This window comes from Saprospiraceae bacterium, from assembly GCA_016713025.1.
In the GTDB taxonomy this organism is placed as follows: domain Bacteria; phylum Bacteroidota; class Bacteroidia; order Chitinophagales; family Saprospiraceae; genus OLB9.
Window position 1 is genome coordinate 2,771,960 of the sequence record JADJPZ010000004.1, and the last position, 21,795, is coordinate 2,793,754.

Consider the following 21,795-nt stretch of genomic DNA (forward strand, 5'->3'; position numbering starts at 1 on the left):
CACTCGGTCGTTCGGTTGTTCAAATCATCCATCGCTCGGCCACGCTACCCTCTATAACTAAAGGGAAGACCCACGCTATTCATCGCTTAAATCATTCATAGTTCGGACTTGACTGCTGAAATGCAACCTTTCTACTGTAGTGAAATAAAGGTAGATGAAGGTAGTTGTTCAAATCACTCGAATCGTTCAAATCATTCAAATCACTCGGTCGTTCGGTTGTTCAAATCATCCATCGCTCAGCCACGCTACCCTCTATCCCTTATATGTTTGCATTTTAAAAATTAATGGTTTCAAGATAAACAAATAATTTATAACTTGGCGGTTGAAGGGGAACACCCCTTGATACTTAGATATCGTCCTTTAGTGTCCCTTTCGCCAAGCTTAATCATGAGGTATAACTTGATACATTGATATCGTATAACATAAGGGAATGTAAGGCTTGACACTTTTTTTTAACACATTTTAAAGTAATTTATGTATGAAAGTTGGATTTGGAGGACTGGACGCAAGTAAAGGTTATTGTGATTTCAGTTTAATTTCGAAGGGTAATGAATTTACCAATCGCAGGATGAATTTTATTGATAATCAATCCGGTCTTGATGAACTCAAAAAAGTCTTATCACAGGCACTTTTGTCTATTGATAAAATTTATTTGGCTATTGAAAGTACCGGTGGGTATGAAAACAATTGGTATAATCAATTGGTAAGTTTTGATAAGCGAATCATCATGTTCAGGATTAATCCGTTGCGGACACATCATGAGTCAAAAAGAATATGCATCGCAATATTAATGACGCCATCAGTAGTGAAATTATAGCTAGGCATGTATCTGAAAATTATGAGGAACTAGAGAAAGCCAAGCCTAGATCCTTACATTTTTATACTGCGAAACAGATGCACAAAACTATACAAGGATTTATTAAACAAAAGACGAGAAATATCAACCAACTTGAGAAAGTAGTGTATAGTTGTATTCCTGGTCTTTTAACTTTTTAGTAAAAATGGCATGCCAAAATACATGTATAAAGTACTTCAAAAGTATCCATCAAAGGCAAAGATATTAAATGCGAAAACAGCTTCATTGGCTAAAATCAAAGGGTTAACCATGGAGAAGGCTGAGGCCATCCAAAAGCGGTGAAGCTAGATTCAGGGTCGGGTAATACGATACTTACTGAGCTGAATATTAAAACATTGGCCCAAACTATTAACTTATACTCCACCCAGATCAAAGAACTTCAATCAGAACTTGCTAAACACGGAGCCAACGACTTAGCGGATTTATTAGTCACAATTCCTGGTTGCGGCATCGAGTCAGCAGTGTCATTAAGCATAGAAATAGAAGATATAAATCGATTTAACAGTGCCGCATCACTTTGTTGCTATTTTGGAGTACACCCAGAAAACCATACAAGTGGTGATATATCAAAGAAACCTAAAATGAGCAAAAAGGAAGTAGTTCATATAGGGGTACAATATACATGGTAGCTAAAAATGCGATTATGTATGACCCTTATTTTAAAGAGGTATATTCAAATCAAAGAGCGAAAGGTAAGACCTATAACGATGCTTTAGGTGTAATAATGAACAAGTTAACAAGAGTGATCTATGGTATGCTTACAAACAAAGAGGCATACGATTCATCAAAACCTAAAACACAAAAAACAAACCAGTAGACGCAGATCAGCAAATAGAGAAGTTGGAAAAAGAAACCGCAGATTATAAGGCAGAGCTAGAAAAGATGCAAAACGCACCAGTTTCTCGAAGAGCAGAAAATAAAATAAAAAAGGCAATGGAAGAGTCTCAAAACTCAATTGAAGAGTTGCGCACGAGATCAAAACCATTACCAAGTGCAAACATATAAATTTGTTTGAACTTGGTAATAAAAAACACCGCCAAATATTATAAAATCAACGGTATAACTAAAGGGAAGACCCACGCTATTCATCGCTCAAATCATTCATCCTCGCTACGATGCAGTATCCATAGGCATCCTTGCCTTAGACACATGTGGTTTTACTTCGACTATCGCTCAGTACGGCGCGGCTCCTCGATGATGTACTTCGACTGGGCTCAGTATAGCGCGCTCAACCACCAATCTAATACGGCCTTGATTTGCAGAATTGCAAATGATATCGACAACTTTACGACAAACAAAATTACTTTGAAACGAAAATGCCCTATGTGTACCAACTCTCACCACTGCTTAGAAATTTACTTTTACAAAACTTAAGAAGTTATCGATATCCATTGTTCTAACTTTAGGGAAATTAACTTGTTTTAATATGTCAAAGTGTTTATCATTTGCAACTTAAAGATCAGAATTACCTGAAACATAACAATCAACAAACTTATTGTCGTCTTTATCAGAATCAATTAGGTTCCAGATGAACTTTATTTCTACCTTAATGACATTTTCCAAATTCAGTAGAGTTTCCCCAATATTGTGGGCCACTACACCATTCGCTTTTCTTTCAATAATTTCTACGTATTCATTAATCAACTCATAACTTACAACTATTTCAATCTGTCCATTTAGAATTGCTTCAAAAATTGGTCTATATTTGGATTTTCCGGGAAATGGAAACCAATATAACATTGGTATCCAATACCACCCTAATTTTGTTATTGTTCAATTCTGAGATGTTCACCTGTCAACTGTGTCATGGTCTCATCTGACCAATCGTTTTCTTCCCATAATCTATCCATTTCATCTGTCGCTTTGGATGCAAAATAATTTCCTAAAAGCACTTTTATTTCATCAAGTTGAGATTCAGGAATTTCAAAATTAAATGATTTTAACAATTGCATTTGTAAGTTGGTCAATGGTTTTGCAGCGCTCATAATGAAAATTTATATTTTAAATATTAAACACACTAATAAACATTTAAGTTCCCTCTAATGGCATTGCATTATTTAAATGCAATATGACTATATCTTGCAATCAGAAATTTCAAGGCCATTACAAAACCCGTTCGTCGTAGCGTCCTCGCTACGATGCTGTATCCATAGGCATCCTTGCCTGAAGCCCCACGTTGTCCGAAGTCTTGGAATCGTGGACTATTATCAAACGGTCTATGACCGACGTGTTTTTACCCATCCCAACTAATTGCATCCACAAGCCGTTGTTTGTGGTTCCTTCATTATTGAGTGAAATCGTTCACTCAATTTGCTTTGCAACCATTCAGTCATCCTTAAAAGGGAAGGACTTCATCCACGGTGGTTGAATGGATCATGCTTTATTCAGGCTGCAACGATAGGAATAACCCCCCGTTCGTCGTAGCGTCCTCGCTACGATGCAGTTTCCAACAGGCATCTTGTATAAAAAACAGTCCAAAAAAACAATATGCTTTGAGCAAGTCATATTAATTTTGATTAAAACACATATAAATTTGAACCTTCTATCATAATGAGTCTTGCTTCTTGGTCAAATGCTAAAACTATAGTAGACAAATTATTTTTAATTAAAGATATTAAGTCTTTATTTGAAATATTACCGATTTTTAAATACAAAACAGAAGGCATCTTCGCGTCTTTAAAATGACTATTGTAAAAATCATTATCTTTAGTGACTATTATTCTGTTTTCTAACAGTGCTAATTTCCGAATTTCTGTGTCTGACATGAATATTCCATCGGAATATGAGCTTGTGTGAACTGCATCATGACCTAAATCAATAAAAATATTGATTAGCTTAGGTGGTAATTGAGTATCAATAATCCATTTGTACTTTCCGATCATGCTTTATTCAGGCTGCAACGATAGGAATAACAGATTGAGGATTACTTAGTAGAGCAGCATAAATTAAGGTAGCTCGAATATCTTCTTCTTCTAAATAATCGTAATCTTCCAAAATTTCATTTGTTTTCATTCCGGCTGCGAGCAATTCAAGTAATTGGCTTACGGTAAATCGCATATTCCTGATAGTAGGTTTACCATTACAAACTCCTTTATTGATCGTTATTCTTTCTAACAGCTGAGCATCCATGATTAAAAGATTTACCTGATTCAAACAATTTTTTACAAAAAAAAGTTTTTTTCATCACCCGTTCGTCTTATTTTCCTTACTACGATGCAATATCAACAGGCATCTTGCCTGGGACACTAACAAAAACACCTTTCTTTAAGCAGGCTGGAAGCATTGTGATATGGTATCGTAGCGGGACACAGATACCAAAGTAACATAAATTGATTCTGTAAAGTGGCTCCAATTCATTATTGGAAAAGAATCTACTAATATTCAATTACAAATGAACCTTAAGTTCTACTATATTGGAGAAATCTTTATCCTTAGTAATCAAAACAGCATCCTTTATAATTGCTGTTGCTGCTATAATGGCACCAGGTAATTTTAATTTATATCTTTTCTTGATCACAATTATTAGCTCCATTAATTCGTGATCATTTGCATTTAATTTATGAATATGGATCCTTTCACAAAATTTCAAAAAAACCGCTTTATCTTTTTGTGACAACCCTTCAAAAGCTAAAAATTCAAGCCTGGAAATTACAGATATACATACATGGTCAGCCTTATTTATAGTGAACAGAAAATATTCTTCGAAAAATTTAAATCATAATGTATTGTAAATTAAACAATTATGATTATAAATTTTTGCAATCAATTATCTGTTTAGTATACTAACTCAATTATACTGTACTCCCCTCGCAATAATGCAATGATCGCATTCGTATCAAGCACAACTTTTAATCCCATTCATCCCTAATTTCTTTTTGAGACGAAAGTGCATCTTTTGACCATTCCAATTGACCGATCAAATCACTAAAATCAGGCTTTATAGATGTATCAACTTCTTTAATTTTCAAAACAACCTCTATGTCCTTGTCCAAAAAAGAAGTTTGGTATTCAATCAACAACTTACCATTAGGCGCTGTTCGTTTGTTTAATTTTATGGTATCCATCATCATCTAAACAATTTTGTATAATTCATTAAACATAATGGGTTTATGATTAGTTTCAAGTAATAGGATTAGTTAGTTAGTGTTTGCTGAATATATTATATGTTGCTGAATTTCAAAATTTTATTCAATTATATTTTTATACAAGTGCAAGGTTTTTTGATGTGTAATGAGTAAAACCTTTGCACTTTGATTTAACATTGTCCTATGCGGACGGCAGTCACTTTTTTGCATCTTTTGCTCTCACATATTCCTTTGGAATGCTTGCCCAGAAGTCGAGTAGGCAAGCGGGAGTTTCACCCGCAAGCCTCTCACGGAACCGTGCTTGAAGATCTCCCTTCACACGGCTCTTGATGCGGTTAAAACCTTTTCAACAATACCCTTTTGACCAATGATAGAAAAGCTCTGGCTTTTCTTTTCTTATCATTTCATACATGTTCAACGCTTCTTTTGACCCTGTTTTATACTTCTTTCTAATCCACTTCAATATCCGTTTATTAAAATTATAAAAGCAGGTGTTTAGTCCACGTTTTGTGAAGAGACCATAATAATTTGTCCATCCAATCAATTTGCTATTTATTCTTGCTGCAATGTCCTGTATTTCTAAATCAGTATGTTTCATCGCTTTATTAATTCGAAACTCTTCCATTATCTTTTTCTTACTGCTTTTGCTGATGTCTCCTAAGAATCCTAACAAGATTTGTTTGTCTTTCATTATCATCTTGGAAGGTTTAAAGCTAAAGCCCAGAAAATCAAATGTTACATGTTCATGGTTTGCTTTCCGTCGATAATCTTTGCAATAGGCTATCTTTGTTTTGCTTTCTTTGATGCTTAGTTTCACTTCTCCGAGACGTTGCTTGATTTGTGTAAGTATATGTTGTGCTTGTCGTTCACTTTTACAGTGGACTACTACATCATCCGCATATCTTACAAATCTTACATCAGGATGGTTTTTGTCAAACCATTTATCTAATGTAAAGTGCAGATATAAGTTTGCTAATAAAGGGCTTATAACTCCGCCTTGTGGAGTGCCTTTGCCTTCCTTATTCCTTATACTTCCATCTTTGTCTTGGATTGGCATTTCTAACCATCTTTTAACATACATCAATACCCATTTCTCAGGCATAACATGTGCTACTGCCTTTAGCATGATTTCATGGTCTATCTCATCGAAGAATTTACTGATATCCATGTCTATCACCCAATCATATTGATAGCAATTCTTAATTACTGTTTGTAATGCTTGATGTGCGCTCTTTAATGGGCGATAACCATAACTATCTTGGTGAAAAATTCCATCTATGCGACTTTCCATATATTCCTTCACTACTTGTTGACTGATTCTGTCTCGTATTGTAGGAATACCCAACTTGCGCTTCGTTCCGTCTTTCTTTGGGATTTCTACTTCTCTAACTGCACTTGGATGGTAGCTTCCTGAAGCCAGTCGGCTCCATATACTATGGAGATTACTACTTAACTTCTTTTCGAATGCCTTCCAAGTTTCTTCATCTACTCCAACGGCTTTCCCGCCCTTACGCAGCTTTAAATATGCCTGCGTAACCCACTGACGTTCGATTGGTATGCTTTGGTTTACTCTTACTTCCATTTCAATCTTCCTCCTCTACGGAGTTGTTTAATGTTAAATAATATCCACATCCTAAGCCCTTCGCTATTACCAACTTTCATTGGCCTTTAAAGCACTACTATGACTTAGTCCGACTACCATATAACGCATCTTCCGCGCTGCCAAATGTGGTTCTCCCAAGTTTTATATTGAAGCCCAATATACATTCATGTCGTCTTTACACCGATGGATACATTGCCAGTAATTAGGCGTCCGCAATGCTTATCTCTGAGTCCTTTTTACAACCCGATTTTATCCATATCTCTGTTTTTTCGATGTTTCATCAACGATTCATTCGCATTCATCTCTATATATCATACCTGACGTTTTAATACGCCTTTTCTCTTAACGCTTACTACATTTCAATCACTCGATTTGCAGAAAAGAGCGGTTTGACAAGTTACCCTAAAATCCCTTGCCGATACTTCGCAACATGGTCACTCATGTTGTTGTATCATCTTCAATTTAACATGGTAGGCTTTCACCAACCTACCCTCATGGCACACAAAAAGTAACCAAAAAACGCTAGTTCAAAAAAAGGCGATTGCGAAGCAACGTTCTCTCTCATGTCAAAATGCTTTTTCTATTGCCTTGATTATCTGTCCTTTACATCAAATATTTATCATTGGCAATAGACGCACTTTTTCTGCCCATCCGCTAGCGGTTCACTTCGTCAAAGGCTTACCCGCCTTTGGTGCTTTGCACTACACTACGTTCATGTTCACTATCGCTTGTTTTTTGAACAATTAACCACACCAATAGCTTTATAAAAATTGAGTGATGCTACTTTTTCAGCAGACCCTAGTTAGATACCACATTGTCCAAAGTCTTGGAATGGTGGACTATTATCAAATGGTCTATGTAGGAATCTTGCTGAAGTATGTGAGGTTTCAGTTTCACTATAATTTGCTTACCTTAAAATTAAAACAGATTATTGATTGGTATCATTTAGAATGCTTTCTATAGTGGCCTCTGACCACTCATGTTCTTTTGCATTTTCATCTGCCAGAGTACTTAGCTTTTTTGAGTAATATTGCTCAATTAATCTTTTAATGTCCATCAATTCTTCTTCAGGTGGATTATTTGCATATAACTTCAACAATTCCAACTGTAATGGAGTAAAATTTTTGGACTTTTCCGGAATTTGCAATGTATCCATTACTAAATAATTTTTAAGTGAAATAAGATATATATAATAAAGTAATTTTCATTCTTTATAGTTCCCTTTGGGATACTAAAATCCTAAAACCGTTGTTCATCCTACCCTTTTGGTTACTATGCAGTATCCAACAGGCACCTTACCTGAGTCATTAACAAGAATATCCTTCTTTATCAGGCTTGAAACCTTGTGATATGGTATCGTAGCGGGAAGGTATGACAAACTTGCAGTCTTGATTCATGAAACAAAACTTCAAAAACAATCTTCCTTAAGCGGTTTCACTTCGGCTCCATTATATTGCGCTCAGTACAGCGCGGCTCCTCCGCTGCGGCGGATGCGCTCAACCACAAAGATAATATTCTTTCGGCGTTCGGCCACGCTACCCTCTATCCTAAAGGGAAGACCCACGCTATTCATCGTTCAAATCATTCGTCGTTCATGTGGTTTTACTTCGGCTCCATTTTCTTGCGCTCAGTACAGCGCGACTCTTCAGCCGCGGCGGATGCGCTCAACCACCAAGATAATGTTCATTCGTCGCTCTGCCACGCTACCCTCTATCCCTAAAGGGAAGACCCACGCTATTCATCGCTCAAATCATTCATCCTCGCTTCGATGCAATATCCACAGGCATCCTTGCCTGAGACATCGCTGAAATCATTCGAACCGTTCAAATCATTCAAATTACTCGATGAGTTCGGTTGTTCAAATCATTCATCGCTCGGCCACGCTACCCTCTATCCCTAAAGGGACGACCCACGCTATTCATCGTTCGAATCATTCAGATTGTTCAAATCATTCAAATCACTCGAATCGTTCAAATCATTCAAATTACTCGATGAGTTCGGTTGTTCAAATCATTCATCGCTCGGCCACGCTACCCTCTAACTAAAGGGACGACCCACGCTATTCATCGTTCGAATCATTCAGATTGTTCAAATCATTCAAATCACTCGAATCGTTCAAATCATTCAAATTACTCGATAAGTTCGGTTGTTCAAATCATTCATCGTTCGGCCACGCTACCCTCTATCCCTAAAGGGACGACCCTCGCTATTCATCGTTCGAATCATTCAGATTGTTCAAATCACTCGAATCGTTCGGTTGTTCAAATCATTCATCGCTCTGCCACGCTACCCTCTGTCCCTAAAGGGAAGACCCACGCTTTTCTTCGCTCAAATCATTCAAATCACTCGAATCGTTCGGTTGTTCAAATCATTCGTCGTTCGGCCACGCTACCCCTCTATCCCTAAAGGGAAGACCCACGCTCTTCATCGCTCAAATCATTCGTCGTTCGGACTTGACTGCTGAAATGCAACCTGTCTACTATAGTGAAATAAAGGTAGATGAAGGCAGTTTTTCGTCGCTCAAATAATTCATCGCTCGGCCACGCTACCCTCTGTCCCTAAAAGGAAGACCCACGCTTTTCTTCGCTCAAATCATTCGTCGTTCGGACTTGACTTCTGAAATGCAACCTGTCTACTGTAGTGAAATAAAGGTAGATGAAGGCAGTTTTTCGTCGCTCAAATAATTCATCGCTCGGCCACGCTACCCTCTGTCCCTAAAGGGAAGACCCACGCTTTTCTTCGCTCAAATCATTCGTCGTTCGGACTTGACTTCTGAAATGCAACCTGTCTACTGTAGTGAAATAAAGGTAGATGAAGGCAGTTTTTCGTCGCTCAAATAATTTTGCTTACAAAAATATTCGTCATTTCAAGGAATTAATAAAATCAAATACTTTCTTATTATTAAAAACTACCTTTGTGGGTATGGAAAAATCTTTGAAAACAAAACAGTCAATGTTACCGTCTGCATTTTTTGTTGTTAATTGAAAATGGTCTCCTTGATTGATATATTGTTCTATTGTTTCGGCATCTGGGTCTATGATCCAATATTCTTTCACTCCATGCATCTGATAATCTTGAAACTTGACACCACGATCACGATCTTCAGTACTTTTGGAAAGAATCTCGATGATGAAGTCAGGTACGGGAAATATAGTTTGGTCACTCCTAAAACTGGGATGATTTTCATGTAGGAAAAAACACAAATCCGGTTCATAATCATTTCGCGTAAAACGACACATTATTTTTTCTACTCCTAGAAAACCTAACTCATTGATGATGTTAAAGTGCTCGAGAATGATAAGCAGATTTTTTGTGATATCATTATGCATTTTGATCACGGGAGAATGCACGATGATCTCACCATCTATAAATTCTGCCTTCATACTTGGATCCACCCAATTGTAAAAATCAAGCCTTCTGTTTTGTTCTTCTACCCAATAAGATTCTAACTCATCAATAAGATGACGAAGATTGGGTTGTTTTTTGAGCGGTGCTAAAAGTGCCTTCACGACTTACAATTTAGTATTTAAATGCAAATTTCTACAAAAAAGTTCACTTTAGAATGTTAAAATAAGTATCCGGAAATATTATACCAAATAGAAAATTCATTGTAAAAATTCAAAATCATAATTATTTAATTTATATCAAATTATGGTTAAAATTTTTCGCAGAATATTTTCTGTTCACTATAAAACAAGTCTTTAGTAGAATTATTGCAAATTGTCAAATGTAATATACGGTCATATGTCTGAAAATTCGTCATTCAAAATTGCCCCACAGGCCCCCAACCCCTAAGGGGAGTTCCCGCGCTTTTTAATTCGTCGTTCAAATCATTCAGATTGTTCAAATCATTCGTTGCTCGGCCGTGCTACCCTCTATCCCTAAAGGGAAGACCCACGCTATTTGTCGCTCAAATCATTCAGATTGTTCAAATTATTCGAACCGTTCAAATCATTCAAATTAATTGATAAGTTCGGTTATTCAAATCATTCGTTGCTCGGCCGCGCTACCCTCTATCCCTAAAGGGAAGACCCACGCTATTCATCGCTCAAATCATTCAGATTGTTCAAATTATTCGAACCGTTCAGATTGGTCGTCGTTCAAAACGGCCTCTTCGGCAAGGTCTTAAACACCTTATATATCAACTCTGACTTTGGAAAGATGATCACCCATGCCGTCAAAAAGATACACATAAAATCGGTATATAAACTTTGATGCTCTTGGTACCAATGTTCTACTTCACCTTTGAGATGGTAGATTTTAAGGGTGTAGAAATCCCAGATGTCGCCGCCTTGGTCCCTTATTTGGGTGATGACCGTTTCTTCATCGCTGAATATGATAAACCCAATTCCTGTAAGGCCGGGTTATACATTATAAATGACTTTTTGCACATCGATAGGATAAGCGGCAAAGCTTTTTTGCATCACGTGCAGTTGACGAATCAAAACTGCATTTCATTTAAGATTTCGGTGCTATTTTTCTAACCAATTACGGATTAATTTCTGAAAATACAAGCCTATTTTTAATTTATTAATTTTATAAGACGGCTTCAAATGAGCAACAGAATCATCCAGAATATCATCAGTATATATTAATGCCATTTGAAATAATTTTGGAGATAGCGTCGGCAAATATCCGTGCGCTATGGTATAAATTTGGTCTATTGGGTATCCACTTTTCGAAATGCAATAAATGTCATAATAATCTCTATATTTGGCCCTTAAAAATAAGGTATTTACTTTTAAACCCATCATAAGGTTCAATGTGGCAATGTATATGGAATTTTTAAATTGTTTTCTTTCCATCAAAGCATCCCAATTATTTGCAAAAAAAGTAACTTTCACTCCCTCAATTATTAAATCCATTTGACTATTACTTTCATTAATGATTTTGGCATTCTTAAAATTACGCAATGCATTAAAAATATCTTTTTTAGGAAGACTATCTTTCGGACTAAAGAAATCTAAATCTTCACTCAGTCTATGATTGAGGTATAAAGTCAAACAAGAGCCGCCTACTAAGGTAAACTCTGAAATGAATTCAAAATCTGAAAGTCTTAATAATACATCACTTGTACTAGGCAGTAGGTAGGCTAAACTTGCGAGGGTGGGTTCTTTCACCATATTGAGCTTGTAGCCAACTTTTTGTGTTGGGTATTTTGAAATAAAACAATGCCAAGTAGTAGTTTAGTTTATCATATCTTCTATCTTGCAGAAGCGTGTTTTTCCAGACATCAATAATCTGTGATGAGGAATAGCAGACAAATAATAATTTTAACTCCGACACTCCTCCATATTGCAAAGTATGTTCAATAATTATATCGTCACTCAGTTTTTTCAACTGGCTTGGATCATAACTCCACAATAAATTATTATCGCAGAGCGCTTGGATGAGGATACTTTTAGTCGGTATCAAAGTGAATTAAATTACATTTAAAAGAATAAAATTAACATACAAATTAACATTCCTTTAAAGTAAATTGTTCAGATACAAGTATGGTATAGAACAAATTTTCTAATTAACTAACAGCTGAGTATCCATGATTAAAAGATTTACCTGATTCAAACAATTTTTTACAAAAAAAAGTTTTTTTCACCACCAGTTCGTCATATTTTATTTATAACGATGCAATATCAACAGGCATCTTGCCTGGGACACTAACAAAAACACCTTTCTTTAAGCTGACTGGAAGGCTTGCGATATGGTATCGTAGCGAAACACAGATACCAAAGTAACATAAATTGATTCTGAAAAGTGGCTCCAATTCATTATTGGAAAAGAATCTACTAATATTCAATTACAAATGAACCTTAAGTTCTACTATATTGGAGAAATCTTTATCCTTAGTAATCAAAACAGCATCCTTTATAATTGCTGTTGCTGCTATAATGGCATCAGGTAATTTTAATTTATATCTTTTCTTGATCACAATTATTAGCTCCATTAATTCGTGATCATTTGCATTTAATTCATGAATATGGATCCTTTCACAAAATTTCAAAAAAACCGCTTTATCTTTTTGTGACAACCCCTCAAAAGCTAAAAATTCAAGCCTGGAAATTACAGATATACATACATGGTCAGCCTTACCTACTAACTCAGTTATACCGTACTCCCTCGCAATAATGCAATGATCGCATTCGTATCAAGCACAACTTTTAATCCCATTCAGCCCTAATTTCTTTTTGAGACGAAAGTGCATCTTTTGACCATTCCAATTGACCAATTAAATCACTGAAATCAGGCTTAATCGATTTTTGTATTTCATTGATTTTCAGAATAACTTCAATGTCCTTATCCATAAAAGGCGTTTGAAATTCTATAGATAACTTACCATCAAGTCTTGTACGTTTATTTAATTTTATGGTATCCATCATCATCAAAATAAATTATAATATTAATCAATAAACATATTGTATGTCAGATTAGTTTCAAAAAAAGACCAACCCTAGACCTTAGTAATAATAGGAAAAGTAGCCCTGAATCACTTTAGAGCTATCCAGTCAAAAAAGGTAACTATTTAGGTATGATCAATTTCAATCAAAAAATGCTAATTTTCCGTGATATTTCAGCTCTTTTTTCGTCAATAGCGCTGCTATTTTATGTTGATGCCGAAATCCAGTTGGTTTCGGTAATTTTCTACATTGACCTTTCGTAGGTCAATTTTTTACGAAAATCACTTCATCTTACGAAAAATTATCTGATTTTTGTGATTTGAAAGCATATACCTAAATAGTTACCAAAAAAGTTAAAATAAAAGCCACTATGCAGTATCAACAGGCATCTTGCCTGAGATATTGTCAAGAATATACTTCTTTAAGCAGGCTGGAAGCCTTGGGATATGGTATCGTAGCGGGACGCTACGACAAACTTTTCCGCAAGTGCTTAGAAATTTACTTTTACAAAACTTAAGAAGTTATCGATATCCATTGTTTCAGAAATCTCGAAAAGAAGTTCTACCATCTGATGCAATTTAAAAATAACTACTTGAGTTTTGACATTAAGGTTGGCTTATTTCAAAAATCCAAATAGCCAAAGAGGAATTTTATTTCCAACACTATAGTTAATATCGTCTGAAACTATAAAACTACCTGGAATTGATGATATTTGCTTATATCCTTTAGATTTTCCTCCTATTTCGAAGGTATATTTTTCATCAACAAAAAAATCGCCTTTATTAGGAATGGAAACATTGTGTTCGTGCGAAATACAATGGACAAAAAAACACTCTCGTATGGTGCCAATATCCGGTTTTGAAGCTGATAGAAAAAATAGATTTGCATTCTGAAGATAGATCTTATCAGGTTTGGATAAATGGCCCACTGTCCTTGTTGCTGACCATACTGACTTTGTCAACTCTGCCTTGTCCAAATATGATAAGTAATGAATGACGGTATTTCTGTCTAGTTCTAGTGCTGAGCTTAGTTTACTTATATTGGGCTCATATGGTGAGGTAGATGCCAGCCAGTAGAGAAGCTTTTTTATCTTGGGCAATTTTGATACATCCATTTTAGTAATTTGTACTAAATCAACCTCAATCATATGGTTGATGGCGCTATTTAATTTTCTAAAATAGGACCTCTTCCCTTCTAAGTAAAATGGATAGTATCCGTATTGATTATATTCGTTAAAAAAAGGTAACGGATTGATAAGTTTATTGATTTGCCTGCAAATTTGCTCATGATTCTCAATAATTTCAGACAAACTGTAGGGCTGAAAATTTTGCTTTGACTCAATATTAATAAACTCTCTCAATGAAAACCCAGAAATAGAATACTTCACTGCTCTACGACTTAAATCAGCTTGCCCTTCATTTATTTCTAAAATAGATGAACCCGTAACTACCACGAACAAGCTTTTGTATCTATCATAGATATTCTTCAGCTCTTGACTCCAATTGTTATATTTATGTATTTCATCAATCAAAATATGTGACCCTCCATTATCCAAATGGTATTTGGCTATTTCTATCAATGTTAAATTTGAAACGGTGATGTCGTCCATAGATATATACAATACCTTTATGCCACCATCCATAATTTCATTTAATCGCTGTAGCATTATAGTTGTTTTACCAACACCTCTTGCACCAGCTAAAATTATTAACTTATCTTGCCATTCGATGTGGTCAAGTACAGTTCTTCGTAACTTATCAGACACTTGATTTAAAATTTCAAGTTGATTTGATAATAACTTTTCGTAAATCTCTTGATTCAAATTTATAAATTTATCACAAAGAACTATAAATTGCTGTACATATTCAACATTACATACAATATTTTATTGAATTAATTCAGCATTATATATCAATACGGCGTTTTACAAAGTATTATGCTTATTATATTCACTAATTATCATAAAATATTGCAGTATGTATTCAGCAATTTAATTATTATTTAACACCTGCTGATTATATAAATAGTTGCTAAATATAATTGGTCAGAGTGCCTTTAGGGGAGAAGTCATATGTTTATCGTAACTATTTAGGTATGATCAATTTCAGTCAAAAAATGTTCATTTTCCGTGATATTTCAGCTCTTTTTTCGTCAATAGCGCTGCTATTAACTCAAAAAGTAGATTCATCTGACGAAAAATTAACTGATTTTTGTGATTTGAAAGCATATACCTAAATAGTGTTTGCTGAATATATTATATGTTGCTGAATTTCAATATTTTATTCAATTATATTTTTATACAAGTGCAAGGTTTTTTGATGTATAATGAGTAAAACCTTTGCACTTTGATTTAACATTGTCCTATGCGGACGGTAGTCACTTTTTTGCATCTTTTGCTCTCACATATTCCTTTGGAATGCTTACCCAGAAGTCGAGTAGGCAAGCGGGAGTTTCACCCACAAGCCTCTCACGGAACCGTGCTTGAAGATCTCCCTTCACACGGCTCTTGATGCGGTTAAAACCTTTTCAACAATACCCTTTTGACCAATGATAGAAAAGCTCTGGCTTTTCTTTTCTTATCATTTCATACATGTTCAACGCTTCTTTTGACCCTGTTTTATACTTCTTTCTAATCCACTTCAATATCCGTTTATTAAAATTATAAAAGCAGGTGTTTAGTCCACGTTTTGTGAAGAGACCATAATAATTTGTCCATCCAATCAATTTGCTATTTATTCTTGCTGCAATGTCCTGTATTTCTAAATCAGTATGTTTCATCGCTTTATTAATTCGAAACTCTTCCATTATCTTTTCTTACTGCTTTTGCTGATGTCTCCTAAGAATCCTAACAAGATTTGTTTGTCTTTCATTATCATCTTGGAAGGTTTAAAGCTAAAGCCCAGAAAATCAAATGTTACATGTTCATGGTTTGCTTTCCGTCGATAATCTTTGCAATAGGCTATCTTTGTTTTGCTTTCTTTGATGCTTAGTTTCACTTCTCCGAGACGTTGCTTGATTTGTGTAAGTATATGTTGTGCTTGTCGTTCACTTTTACAGTGGACTACTACATCATCCGCATATCTTACAAATCTTACATCAGGATGGTTTTTGTCAAACCATTTATCTAATGTAAAGTGCAGATATAAGTTTGCTAATAAAGGGCTTATAACTCCGCCTTGTGGAGTGCCTTTGCCTTCCTTATTCCTTATACTTCCATCTTTGTCTTGGATTGGCATTTCTAACCATCTTTTAACATACATCAATACCCATTTCTCAGGCATAACATGTGCTACTGCCTTTAGCATGATTTCATGGTCTATCTCATCGAAGAATTTACTGATATCCATGTCTATCACCCAATCATATTGATAGCAATTCTTAATTACTGTTTGTAATGCTTGATGTGCGCTCTTTAATGGGCGATAACCATAACTATCTTGGTGAAAAATTCCATCTATGCGACTTTCCATATATTCCTTCACTACTTGTTGACTGATTCTGTCTCGTATTGTAGGAATACCCAACTTGCGCTTCGTTCCGTCTTTCTTTGGGATTTCTACTTCTCTAACTGCACTTGGATGGTAGCTTCCTGAAGCCAGTCGGCTCCATATACTATGGAGATTACTACTTAACTTCTTTTCGAATGCCTTCCAAGTTTCTTCATCTACTCCAACGGCTTTCCCGCCCTTACGCAGCTTTAAATATGCCTGCGTAACCCACTGACGTTCGATTGGTATGCTTTGGTTTACTCTTACTTCCATTTCAATCTTCCTCCTCTACGGAGTTGTTTAATGTTAAATAATATCCACATCCTAAGCCCCTTCGCTATTACCAACTTTCATTGGCCTTTAAAGCACTACTATGGCTTAGTCCGACTACCACATAACGCATCTTCTGCGCTGCCATATGTGGTTCTCCCAAGTTTTATATTGAAGCCCAATATACAGTCATGTCGTCTTTACACCGATGGATACATTGCCAGTAATTAGGCGTCCGCAATGCTTATCTCTGAGTCCTTTTTACAACCCGATTTTATCCATATCTCTGTTTTTTCGATGTTTCATCAACGATTCATTCGCATTCATCTCTATATATCATACCTGACGTTTTAATACGCCTTTTCTCTTTACGCTTACTACATTTCAATTACTCGATTTGCAGAAAAGAGCGGTTTGACAAGTTACCCTAAAATCCCTTGCCGATACTTCGCAACATGGTCACTCATGTTGTTGTATCATCTTCAATATAACATGGTAGGCTTTCACCAACCTACCTTCGTGGCACACAAAAAGTAACCAAAAAACGCTAGTTCAAAAAAAGGCGATTGCGAAGCAACGTTCTCTCTCATGTCAAAATGCTTTTTCTATTGCCTTGATTATCAGTCCTTTACATCAAATATTTATCATTGGCAATAGACGCACTTTTTCTGCCCATCCGCTAGCGGTTCACTTCGTCAAAGGCTTACCCGCCTTTGGTGCTTTGCACTACACTACGTTCATGTTCACTATCGCTTGTTTTTTGAACAATTAACCACACCAATAGCTTTATAAAAATTGAGTGATGCTACTTTTTCAGCAGACCCTAAATAGTTACCAAAAAAGTTAAAATAGAAGCCACTATGCAGTATCAACAGGCATCTTGCCTGGGACACTATCAAAAACACCCTTCTTTAAGCAGGCTGGAAGCCTTGGGATATGGTTTCGTAGCGGGACGCTACGACAAACAAGGTGTATCCTGGTGACTTTGTGCCAAGATGGCAAAGATTTTATTATTGTGTGGCAATGTCGTTTTTATTAAGTGATTTCGGCTCCTCCGCTGCGGCGGATGCGCTCAACCACCAAGATAATATTCTTTCGGCGTTCGGCCACGCTACCCTCTATCCCTTAAGGGACGACCCTCGCTATTCATCGCTCAAATCATTCAGATTGTTCAAATCATTCGGTTGTTCAAATCACTCTAACTTGCCCCACAAGCCCCCAACCCCTAAGGGGAGTTTCCGCGCTTTTTAATTCGTCGTTCAAATCATTCGGTTGTTCAAATCATTCGTTTGCTCGAATCATTCGTAGTTCATATTTGGTTTCGGCTCCTCCGCTGCGGCGGATGCGCTCAAACCACCAAGATAATGTTCATTCGTCGCTCTGCCACGCTACCCTCTATCCTAAAGGGAAGACCCACGCTATTCATCGCTCAAATCATTCAGATTGTTCAAATCACTCGAATCGTTCAAATCATTCGGTTGTTCGGTTGTTCAAATCATTTATCGCTCGGCCACGCTACCCTCTATCCCTAAAGGGAAGACCCACGCTATTCATCGCTCAAATCATTCAGATTGTTCAAATCATTCGAACCGTTTAAATCATTCGGTTGTTCGGTTGTTCAAATCATTTATCGCTCGGCCACGCTACCCTCTATCCCTTATATGTTTGCATTTTAAAAATTAATGGTTTCAAGATAAACAAATAATTTATAACTTGGCGGTTGAAGGGGAACACCCCTTGATACTTAGATATCGTCCTTTAGTGTCCCTTTCGCCAAGCTTAATCATGAGGTATAACTTGATACATTGATATCGTATAACATAAGGGAATGTAAGGCTTGACACTTTTTTTAACACATTTTAAAGTAATTTATGTATGAAAGTTGGATTTGGAGGACTGGACGCAAGTAAAGGTTATTGTGATTTCAGTTTAATTTCGAAGGGTAATGAATTTACCAATCGCAGGATGAATTTTATTGATAATCAATCCGGTCTTGATGAACTCAAAAAAGTCTTATCACAGGCACTTTTGTCTATTGATAAAATTTATTTGGCTATTGAAAGTACCGGTGGGTATGAAAACAATTGGTATAATCAATTGGTAAGTTTTGATAAGCGAATCATCATGTTCAGGATTAATCCGTTGCGGACACATCATGAGTCAAAAAGAATATGCATCGCAATATTAATGACGCCATCAGTAGTGAAATTATAGCTAGGCATGTATCTGAAAATTATGAGGAACTAGAGAAAGCCAAGCCTAGATCCTTACATTTTTATACTGCGAAACAGATGCACAAAACTATACAAGGATTTATTAAACAAAAGACGAGAAATATCAACCAACTTGAGAAAGTAGTGTATAGTTGTATTCCTGGTCTTTTAACTTTTAGTAAAAATGGCATGCCAAAATACATGTATAAATTACTTCAAAAGTATCCATCAAAGGCAAAGATATTAAATGCGAAAACAGCTTCTTTGGCTAAAATCAAAGGGTTAACCATGGAGAAGGCTGAGGCCATCCAAAAGCGGTGAAGCTAGATTCAGGGTCGGGTAATACGATACTTACTGAGCTAAATATTAAAACATTGGCCCAAACTATTAACTTATTCTCCACCCAGATCAAAGAACTTCAATCAGAGCTTGCTAAACACGGAGCCAACGACTTAGCGGATTTCTTAGTCACAATTCCTGGTTGCGGCATCGAGTCAGCAGTGTCATTAAGCATAGAAATAGAAGATATAAATCGATTTAACAGTGCCGCATCACTTTGTTGCTATTTTGGAGTACACCCAGAAAACCATACAAGTGGTGATATATCAAAGAAACCTAAAATGAGCAAAAAGGAAGTAGTTCATATAGGGGTACAATATACATGGTAGCTAAAAATGCGATTATGTATGACCCTTATTTTAAAGAGGTATATTCAAATCAAAGAGCGAAAGGTAAGACCTATAACGATGCTTTAGGTGTAATAATGAACAAGTTAACAAGAGTGATCTATGGTATGCTTACAAACAAAGAGGCATACGATTCATCAAAACCTAAAACAAAAAAACAAACCAGTAGACGCAGATCAGCAAATAGAGAAGTTGGAAAAAGAAACCGCAGATTATAAGGCAGAGCTAGAAAAGATGCAAAACGCACCAGTTTCTCGAAGAGCAGAAAATAAAATAAAAAAGGCAATGGAAGAGTCTCAAAACTCAATTGAAGAGTTGCGCACGAGATCAAAACCATTACCAAGTGCAAACATATAAATTTGTTTGCACTTAGTAATAAAAAACACCGCCAAATATTATAAAATCAACGGTATAACTAAAGGGAAGACCCACGCTATTCATCGCTCAAATCATTCGGATTGTTCAAATCATTCAAATCACTCGAATCGTTCAAATCATTCAAATTACTCGATAAGTTCGGTTGTTCAAATCATTTATCGCTCGGCCACGCTACCCTCTATCCCTTATATGTTTGCATTTTAAAAATTAATGGTTTCAAGATAAACAAATAATTTATAACTTGGCGGTTGAAGGGGAACACCCCTTGATACTTAGATATCGTCCTTTAGTGTCCCTTTCGCCAAGCTTAATCATGAGGTATAACTTGATACATTGATATCGTATAACATAAGGGAATGTAAGGCTTGACACTTTTTTTAACACATTTTAAAGTAATTTATGTATGAAAGTTGGATTTGGAGGACTGGACGCAAGTAAAGGTTATTGTGATTTCAGTTTAATTTCGAAGGGTAATGAATTTACCAATCGCAGGATGAATTTTATTGATAATCAATCCGGTCTTGATGAACTCAAAAAAGTCTTATCACAGGCACTTTTGTCTATTGATAAAATTTATTTGGCTATTGAAAGTACCGGTGGGTATGAAAACAATTGGTATAATCAATTGGTAAGTTTTGATAAGCGAATCATCATGTTCAGGATTAATCCGTTGCGGACACATCATGAGTCAAAAAAGAATATGCATCGCAATATTAATGACGCCATCAGTAGTGAAATTATAGCTAGGCATGTATCTGAAAATTATGAGGAACTAGAGAAAGCCAAGCCTAGATCCTTACATTTTTATACTGCGAAACAGATGCACAAAACTATACAAGGATTTATTAAACAAAAGACGAGAAATATCAACCAACTTGAGAAAGTAGTGTATAGTTGTATTCCTGGTCTTTTAACTTTTAGTAAAAATGGCATGCCAAAATACATGTATAAATTACTTCAAAAGTATCCATCAAAGGCAAAGATATTAAATGCGAAAACAGCTTCTTTGGCTAAAATCAAAGGGTTAACCATGGAGAAGGCTGAGGCCATCCAAAAAGCGGTGAAGCTAGATTCAGGGTCGGGTAATACGATACTTACTGAGCTAAATATTAAAACATTGGCCCAAACTATTAACTTATTCTCCACCCAGATCAAAGAACTTCAATCAGAGCTTGCTAAACACGGAGCCAACGACTTAGCGGATTTCTTAGTCACAATTCCTGGTTGCGGCATCGAGTCAGCAGTGTCATTAAGCATAGAAATAGAAGATATAAATCGATTTAACAGTGCCGCATCACTTTGTTGCTATTTTGGAGTACACCCAGAAAACCATACAAGTGGTGATATATCAAAGAAACCTAAAATGAGCAAAAAAGGAAGTAGTTCATATAGGGGTACAATATACATGGTAGCTAAAAATGCGATTATGTATGACCCTTATTTTAAAGAGGTATATTCAAATCAAAGAGCGAAAGGTAAGACCTATAACGATGCTTTAGGTGTAATAATGAACAAGTTAACAAGAGTGATCTATGGTATGCTTACAAACAAAGAGGCATACGATTCATCAAAACCTAAAACACAAAAAAACAAACCAGTAGACGCAGATCAGCAAATAGAGAAGTTGGAAAAGAAACCGCAGATTATAAGGCAGAGCTAGAAAAGATGCAAAACGCACCAGTTTCTCGAAGAGCAGAAAATAAAATAAAAAAGGCAATGGAAGAGTCTCAAAACTCAATTGAAGAGTTGCGCACGAGATCAAAACCATTACCAAGAGCAAACATATAAATTTGTTTGCACTTAGTAATAAAAAAACACCGC

General features: G+C 36.0%; 21 protein-coding genes and 3 pseudogenes. 10 read left to right on the top strand and 14 right to left on the bottom strand.

The window, feature by feature from the left end:
- Positions 1-478: 478 nt before the first annotated feature.
- The 4 genes from IPK35_18035 (at position 479) to IPK35_18050 (ending at position 1,861) form a co-directional block, all read left to right on the top strand.
- Positions 479-817, top strand: a complete 339-nt coding sequence (locus tag IPK35_18035; GenBank protein MBK8055116.1) for a hypothetical protein — start codon at positions 479-481, stop codon at positions 815-817.
- A 317-nt stretch (positions 818-1,134) separates the two neighbouring features.
- Positions 1,135-1,485 carry an IS110 family transposase gene (locus tag IPK35_18040; GenBank protein MBK8055117.1) on the top strand — a complete coding sequence of 117 codons (351 nt, stop codon included), beginning with the start codon at positions 1,135-1,137 and terminating at the stop codon, positions 1,483-1,485.
- Positions 1,486-1,499: 14 nt separating this feature from the next.
- Complete coding sequence (locus tag IPK35_18045; GenBank protein MBK8055118.1) at positions 1,500-1,673, top strand: hypothetical protein; 174 nt, start codon at positions 1,500-1,502, stop codon at positions 1,671-1,673.
- A 23-nt stretch (positions 1,674-1,696) separates the two neighbouring features.
- The gene (locus IPK35_18050) at positions 1,697-1,861 is read left to right on the top strand and encodes a hypothetical protein (GenBank protein ID MBK8055119.1); all 165 of its coding nucleotides are present in this window, start codon (positions 1,697-1,699) and stop codon (positions 1,859-1,861) included.
- Positions 1,862-2,203: 342 nt separating this feature from the next.
- On the opposite strand, the pseudogene IPK35_18055 reads toward IPK35_18050, so the two are convergent.
- The 12 genes and pseudogenes from IPK35_18055 to IPK35_18110 all read right to left on the bottom strand — a co-directional run bounded on the left by IPK35_18055 (position 2,204) and on the right by IPK35_18110 (position 12,924).
- A pseudogene (locus IPK35_18055) lies at positions 2,204-2,618 on the bottom strand (putative toxin-antitoxin system toxin component, PIN family).
- Between the two features lie 4 nt (positions 2,619-2,622).
- Positions 2,623-2,841, bottom strand: coding sequence for a hypothetical protein (locus IPK35_18060; protein ID MBK8055120.1), 219 nt, complete (start codon positions 2,839-2,841; stop codon positions 2,623-2,625).
- Positions 2,842-3,372: 531 nt separating this feature from the next.
- Positions 3,373-3,738, bottom strand: coding sequence for a DUF5615 family PIN-like protein (locus tag IPK35_18065; GenBank protein ID MBK8055121.1), 366 nt, complete (start codon positions 3,736-3,738; stop codon positions 3,373-3,375).
- A gap of 7 nt (positions 3,739-3,745) precedes the next feature.
- Positions 3,746-3,985 carry a DUF433 domain-containing protein gene (locus IPK35_18070; GenBank protein MBK8055122.1) on the bottom strand — a complete coding sequence of 80 codons (240 nt, stop codon included), beginning with the start codon at positions 3,983-3,985 and terminating at the stop codon, positions 3,746-3,748.
- A 256-nt stretch (positions 3,986-4,241) separates the two neighbouring features.
- The gene (locus IPK35_18075) at positions 4,242-4,547 is read right to left on the bottom strand and encodes a PIN domain-containing protein (GenBank protein ID MBK8055123.1); all 306 of its coding nucleotides are present in this window, start codon (positions 4,545-4,547) and stop codon (positions 4,242-4,244) included.
- A 157-nt stretch (positions 4,548-4,704) separates the two neighbouring features.
- Entirely contained in the window at positions 4,705-4,926 is a 222-nt protein-coding gene (locus IPK35_18080; GenBank protein MBK8055124.1) for a hypothetical protein, read from the bottom strand.
- Positions 4,927-5,287: 361 nt separating this feature from the next.
- Positions 5,288-6,523, bottom strand: a complete 1,236-nt coding sequence (gene ltrA, locus IPK35_18085; GenBank protein MBK8055125.1) for a group II intron reverse transcriptase/maturase — start codon at positions 6,521-6,523, stop codon at positions 5,288-5,290.
- Positions 6,524-7,472: 949 nt separating this feature from the next.
- Positions 7,473-7,700 carry a hypothetical protein gene (locus IPK35_18090; GenBank protein ID MBK8055126.1) on the bottom strand — a complete coding sequence of 76 codons (228 nt, stop codon included), beginning with the start codon at positions 7,698-7,700 and terminating at the stop codon, positions 7,473-7,475.
- Between the two features lie 1,705 nt (positions 7,701-9,405).
- Entirely contained in the window at positions 9,406-10,053 is a 648-nt protein-coding gene (locus IPK35_18095) for a Uma2 family endonuclease (protein MBK8055127.1), read from the bottom strand.
- Positions 10,054-11,016: 963 nt separating this feature from the next.
- Entirely contained in the window at positions 11,017-11,667 is a 651-nt protein-coding gene (locus tag IPK35_18100) for a nucleotidyl transferase AbiEii/AbiGii toxin family protein (GenBank protein ID MBK8055128.1), read from the bottom strand.
- Between the two features lie 674 nt (positions 11,668-12,341).
- Positions 12,342-12,712, bottom strand: a pseudogene (locus tag IPK35_18105) (PIN domain-containing protein).
- Entirely contained in the window at positions 12,703-12,924 is a 222-nt protein-coding gene (locus IPK35_18110; GenBank protein ID MBK8055129.1) for a hypothetical protein, read from the bottom strand. Before IPK35_18110 ends, IPK35_18105 begins: the two are co-directional and overlap by 10 nt.
- Positions 12,925-13,309: 385 nt before the next feature.
- Between IPK35_18110 and IPK35_18115 the strand changes: the two genes are divergently transcribed.
- Positions 13,310-13,456: a hypothetical protein gene (locus tag IPK35_18115; GenBank protein ID MBK8055130.1), complete on the top strand. Its 147-nt coding sequence runs from the start codon at positions 13,310-13,312 to the stop codon at positions 13,454-13,456.
- Positions 13,457-13,555: 99 nt separating this feature from the next.
- Here IPK35_18115 and IPK35_18120 read toward each other — a convergent pair whose 3' ends face one another.
- Together IPK35_18120 and ltrA (IPK35_18125) are read right to left on the bottom strand one after the other, a co-directional pair.
- Complete coding sequence (locus IPK35_18120) at positions 13,556-14,761, bottom strand: ATP-binding protein (protein ID MBK8055131.1); 1,206 nt, start codon at positions 14,759-14,761, stop codon at positions 13,556-13,558.
- Positions 14,762-15,465: 704 nt separating this feature from the next.
- Positions 15,466-16,700, bottom strand: a pseudogene (gene ltrA / locus IPK35_18125) (group II intron reverse transcriptase/maturase).
- Positions 16,701-18,572: 1,872 nt separating this feature from the next.
- Here ltrA (IPK35_18125) and IPK35_18130 point away from each other — a divergent pair.
- The 5 genes from IPK35_18130 (at position 18,573) to IPK35_18150 (ending at position 21,634) form a co-directional block, all read left to right on the top strand.
- Positions 18,573-18,911: a hypothetical protein gene (locus tag IPK35_18130; protein MBK8055132.1), complete on the top strand. Its 339-nt coding sequence runs from the start codon at positions 18,573-18,575 to the stop codon at positions 18,909-18,911.
- A complete protein-coding gene (locus IPK35_18135) occupies positions 18,869-19,231 on the top strand; it encodes a hypothetical protein (protein ID MBK8055133.1) in 363 nt (120 codons plus the stop codon). The genes IPK35_18130 and IPK35_18135 overlap by 43 nt, the downstream gene beginning before the upstream one ends.
- Positions 19,228-19,578 carry an IS110 family transposase gene (locus IPK35_18140; protein ID MBK8055134.1) on the top strand — a complete coding sequence of 117 codons (351 nt, stop codon included), beginning with the start codon at positions 19,228-19,230 and terminating at the stop codon, positions 19,576-19,578. Before IPK35_18135 ends, IPK35_18140 begins: the two co-directional genes overlap by 4 nt.
- Before the next feature lie 120 nt (positions 19,579-19,698).
- Positions 19,699-19,953, top strand: coding sequence for a hypothetical protein (locus IPK35_18145; GenBank protein ID MBK8055135.1), 255 nt, complete (start codon positions 19,699-19,701; stop codon positions 19,951-19,953).
- A 424-nt stretch (positions 19,954-20,377) separates the two neighbouring features.
- Positions 20,378-21,634, top strand: a complete 1,257-nt coding sequence (locus IPK35_18150; GenBank protein MBK8055136.1) for an IS110 family transposase — start codon at positions 20,378-20,380, stop codon at positions 21,632-21,634.
- Positions 21,635-21,795: the final 161 nt, after the last annotated feature.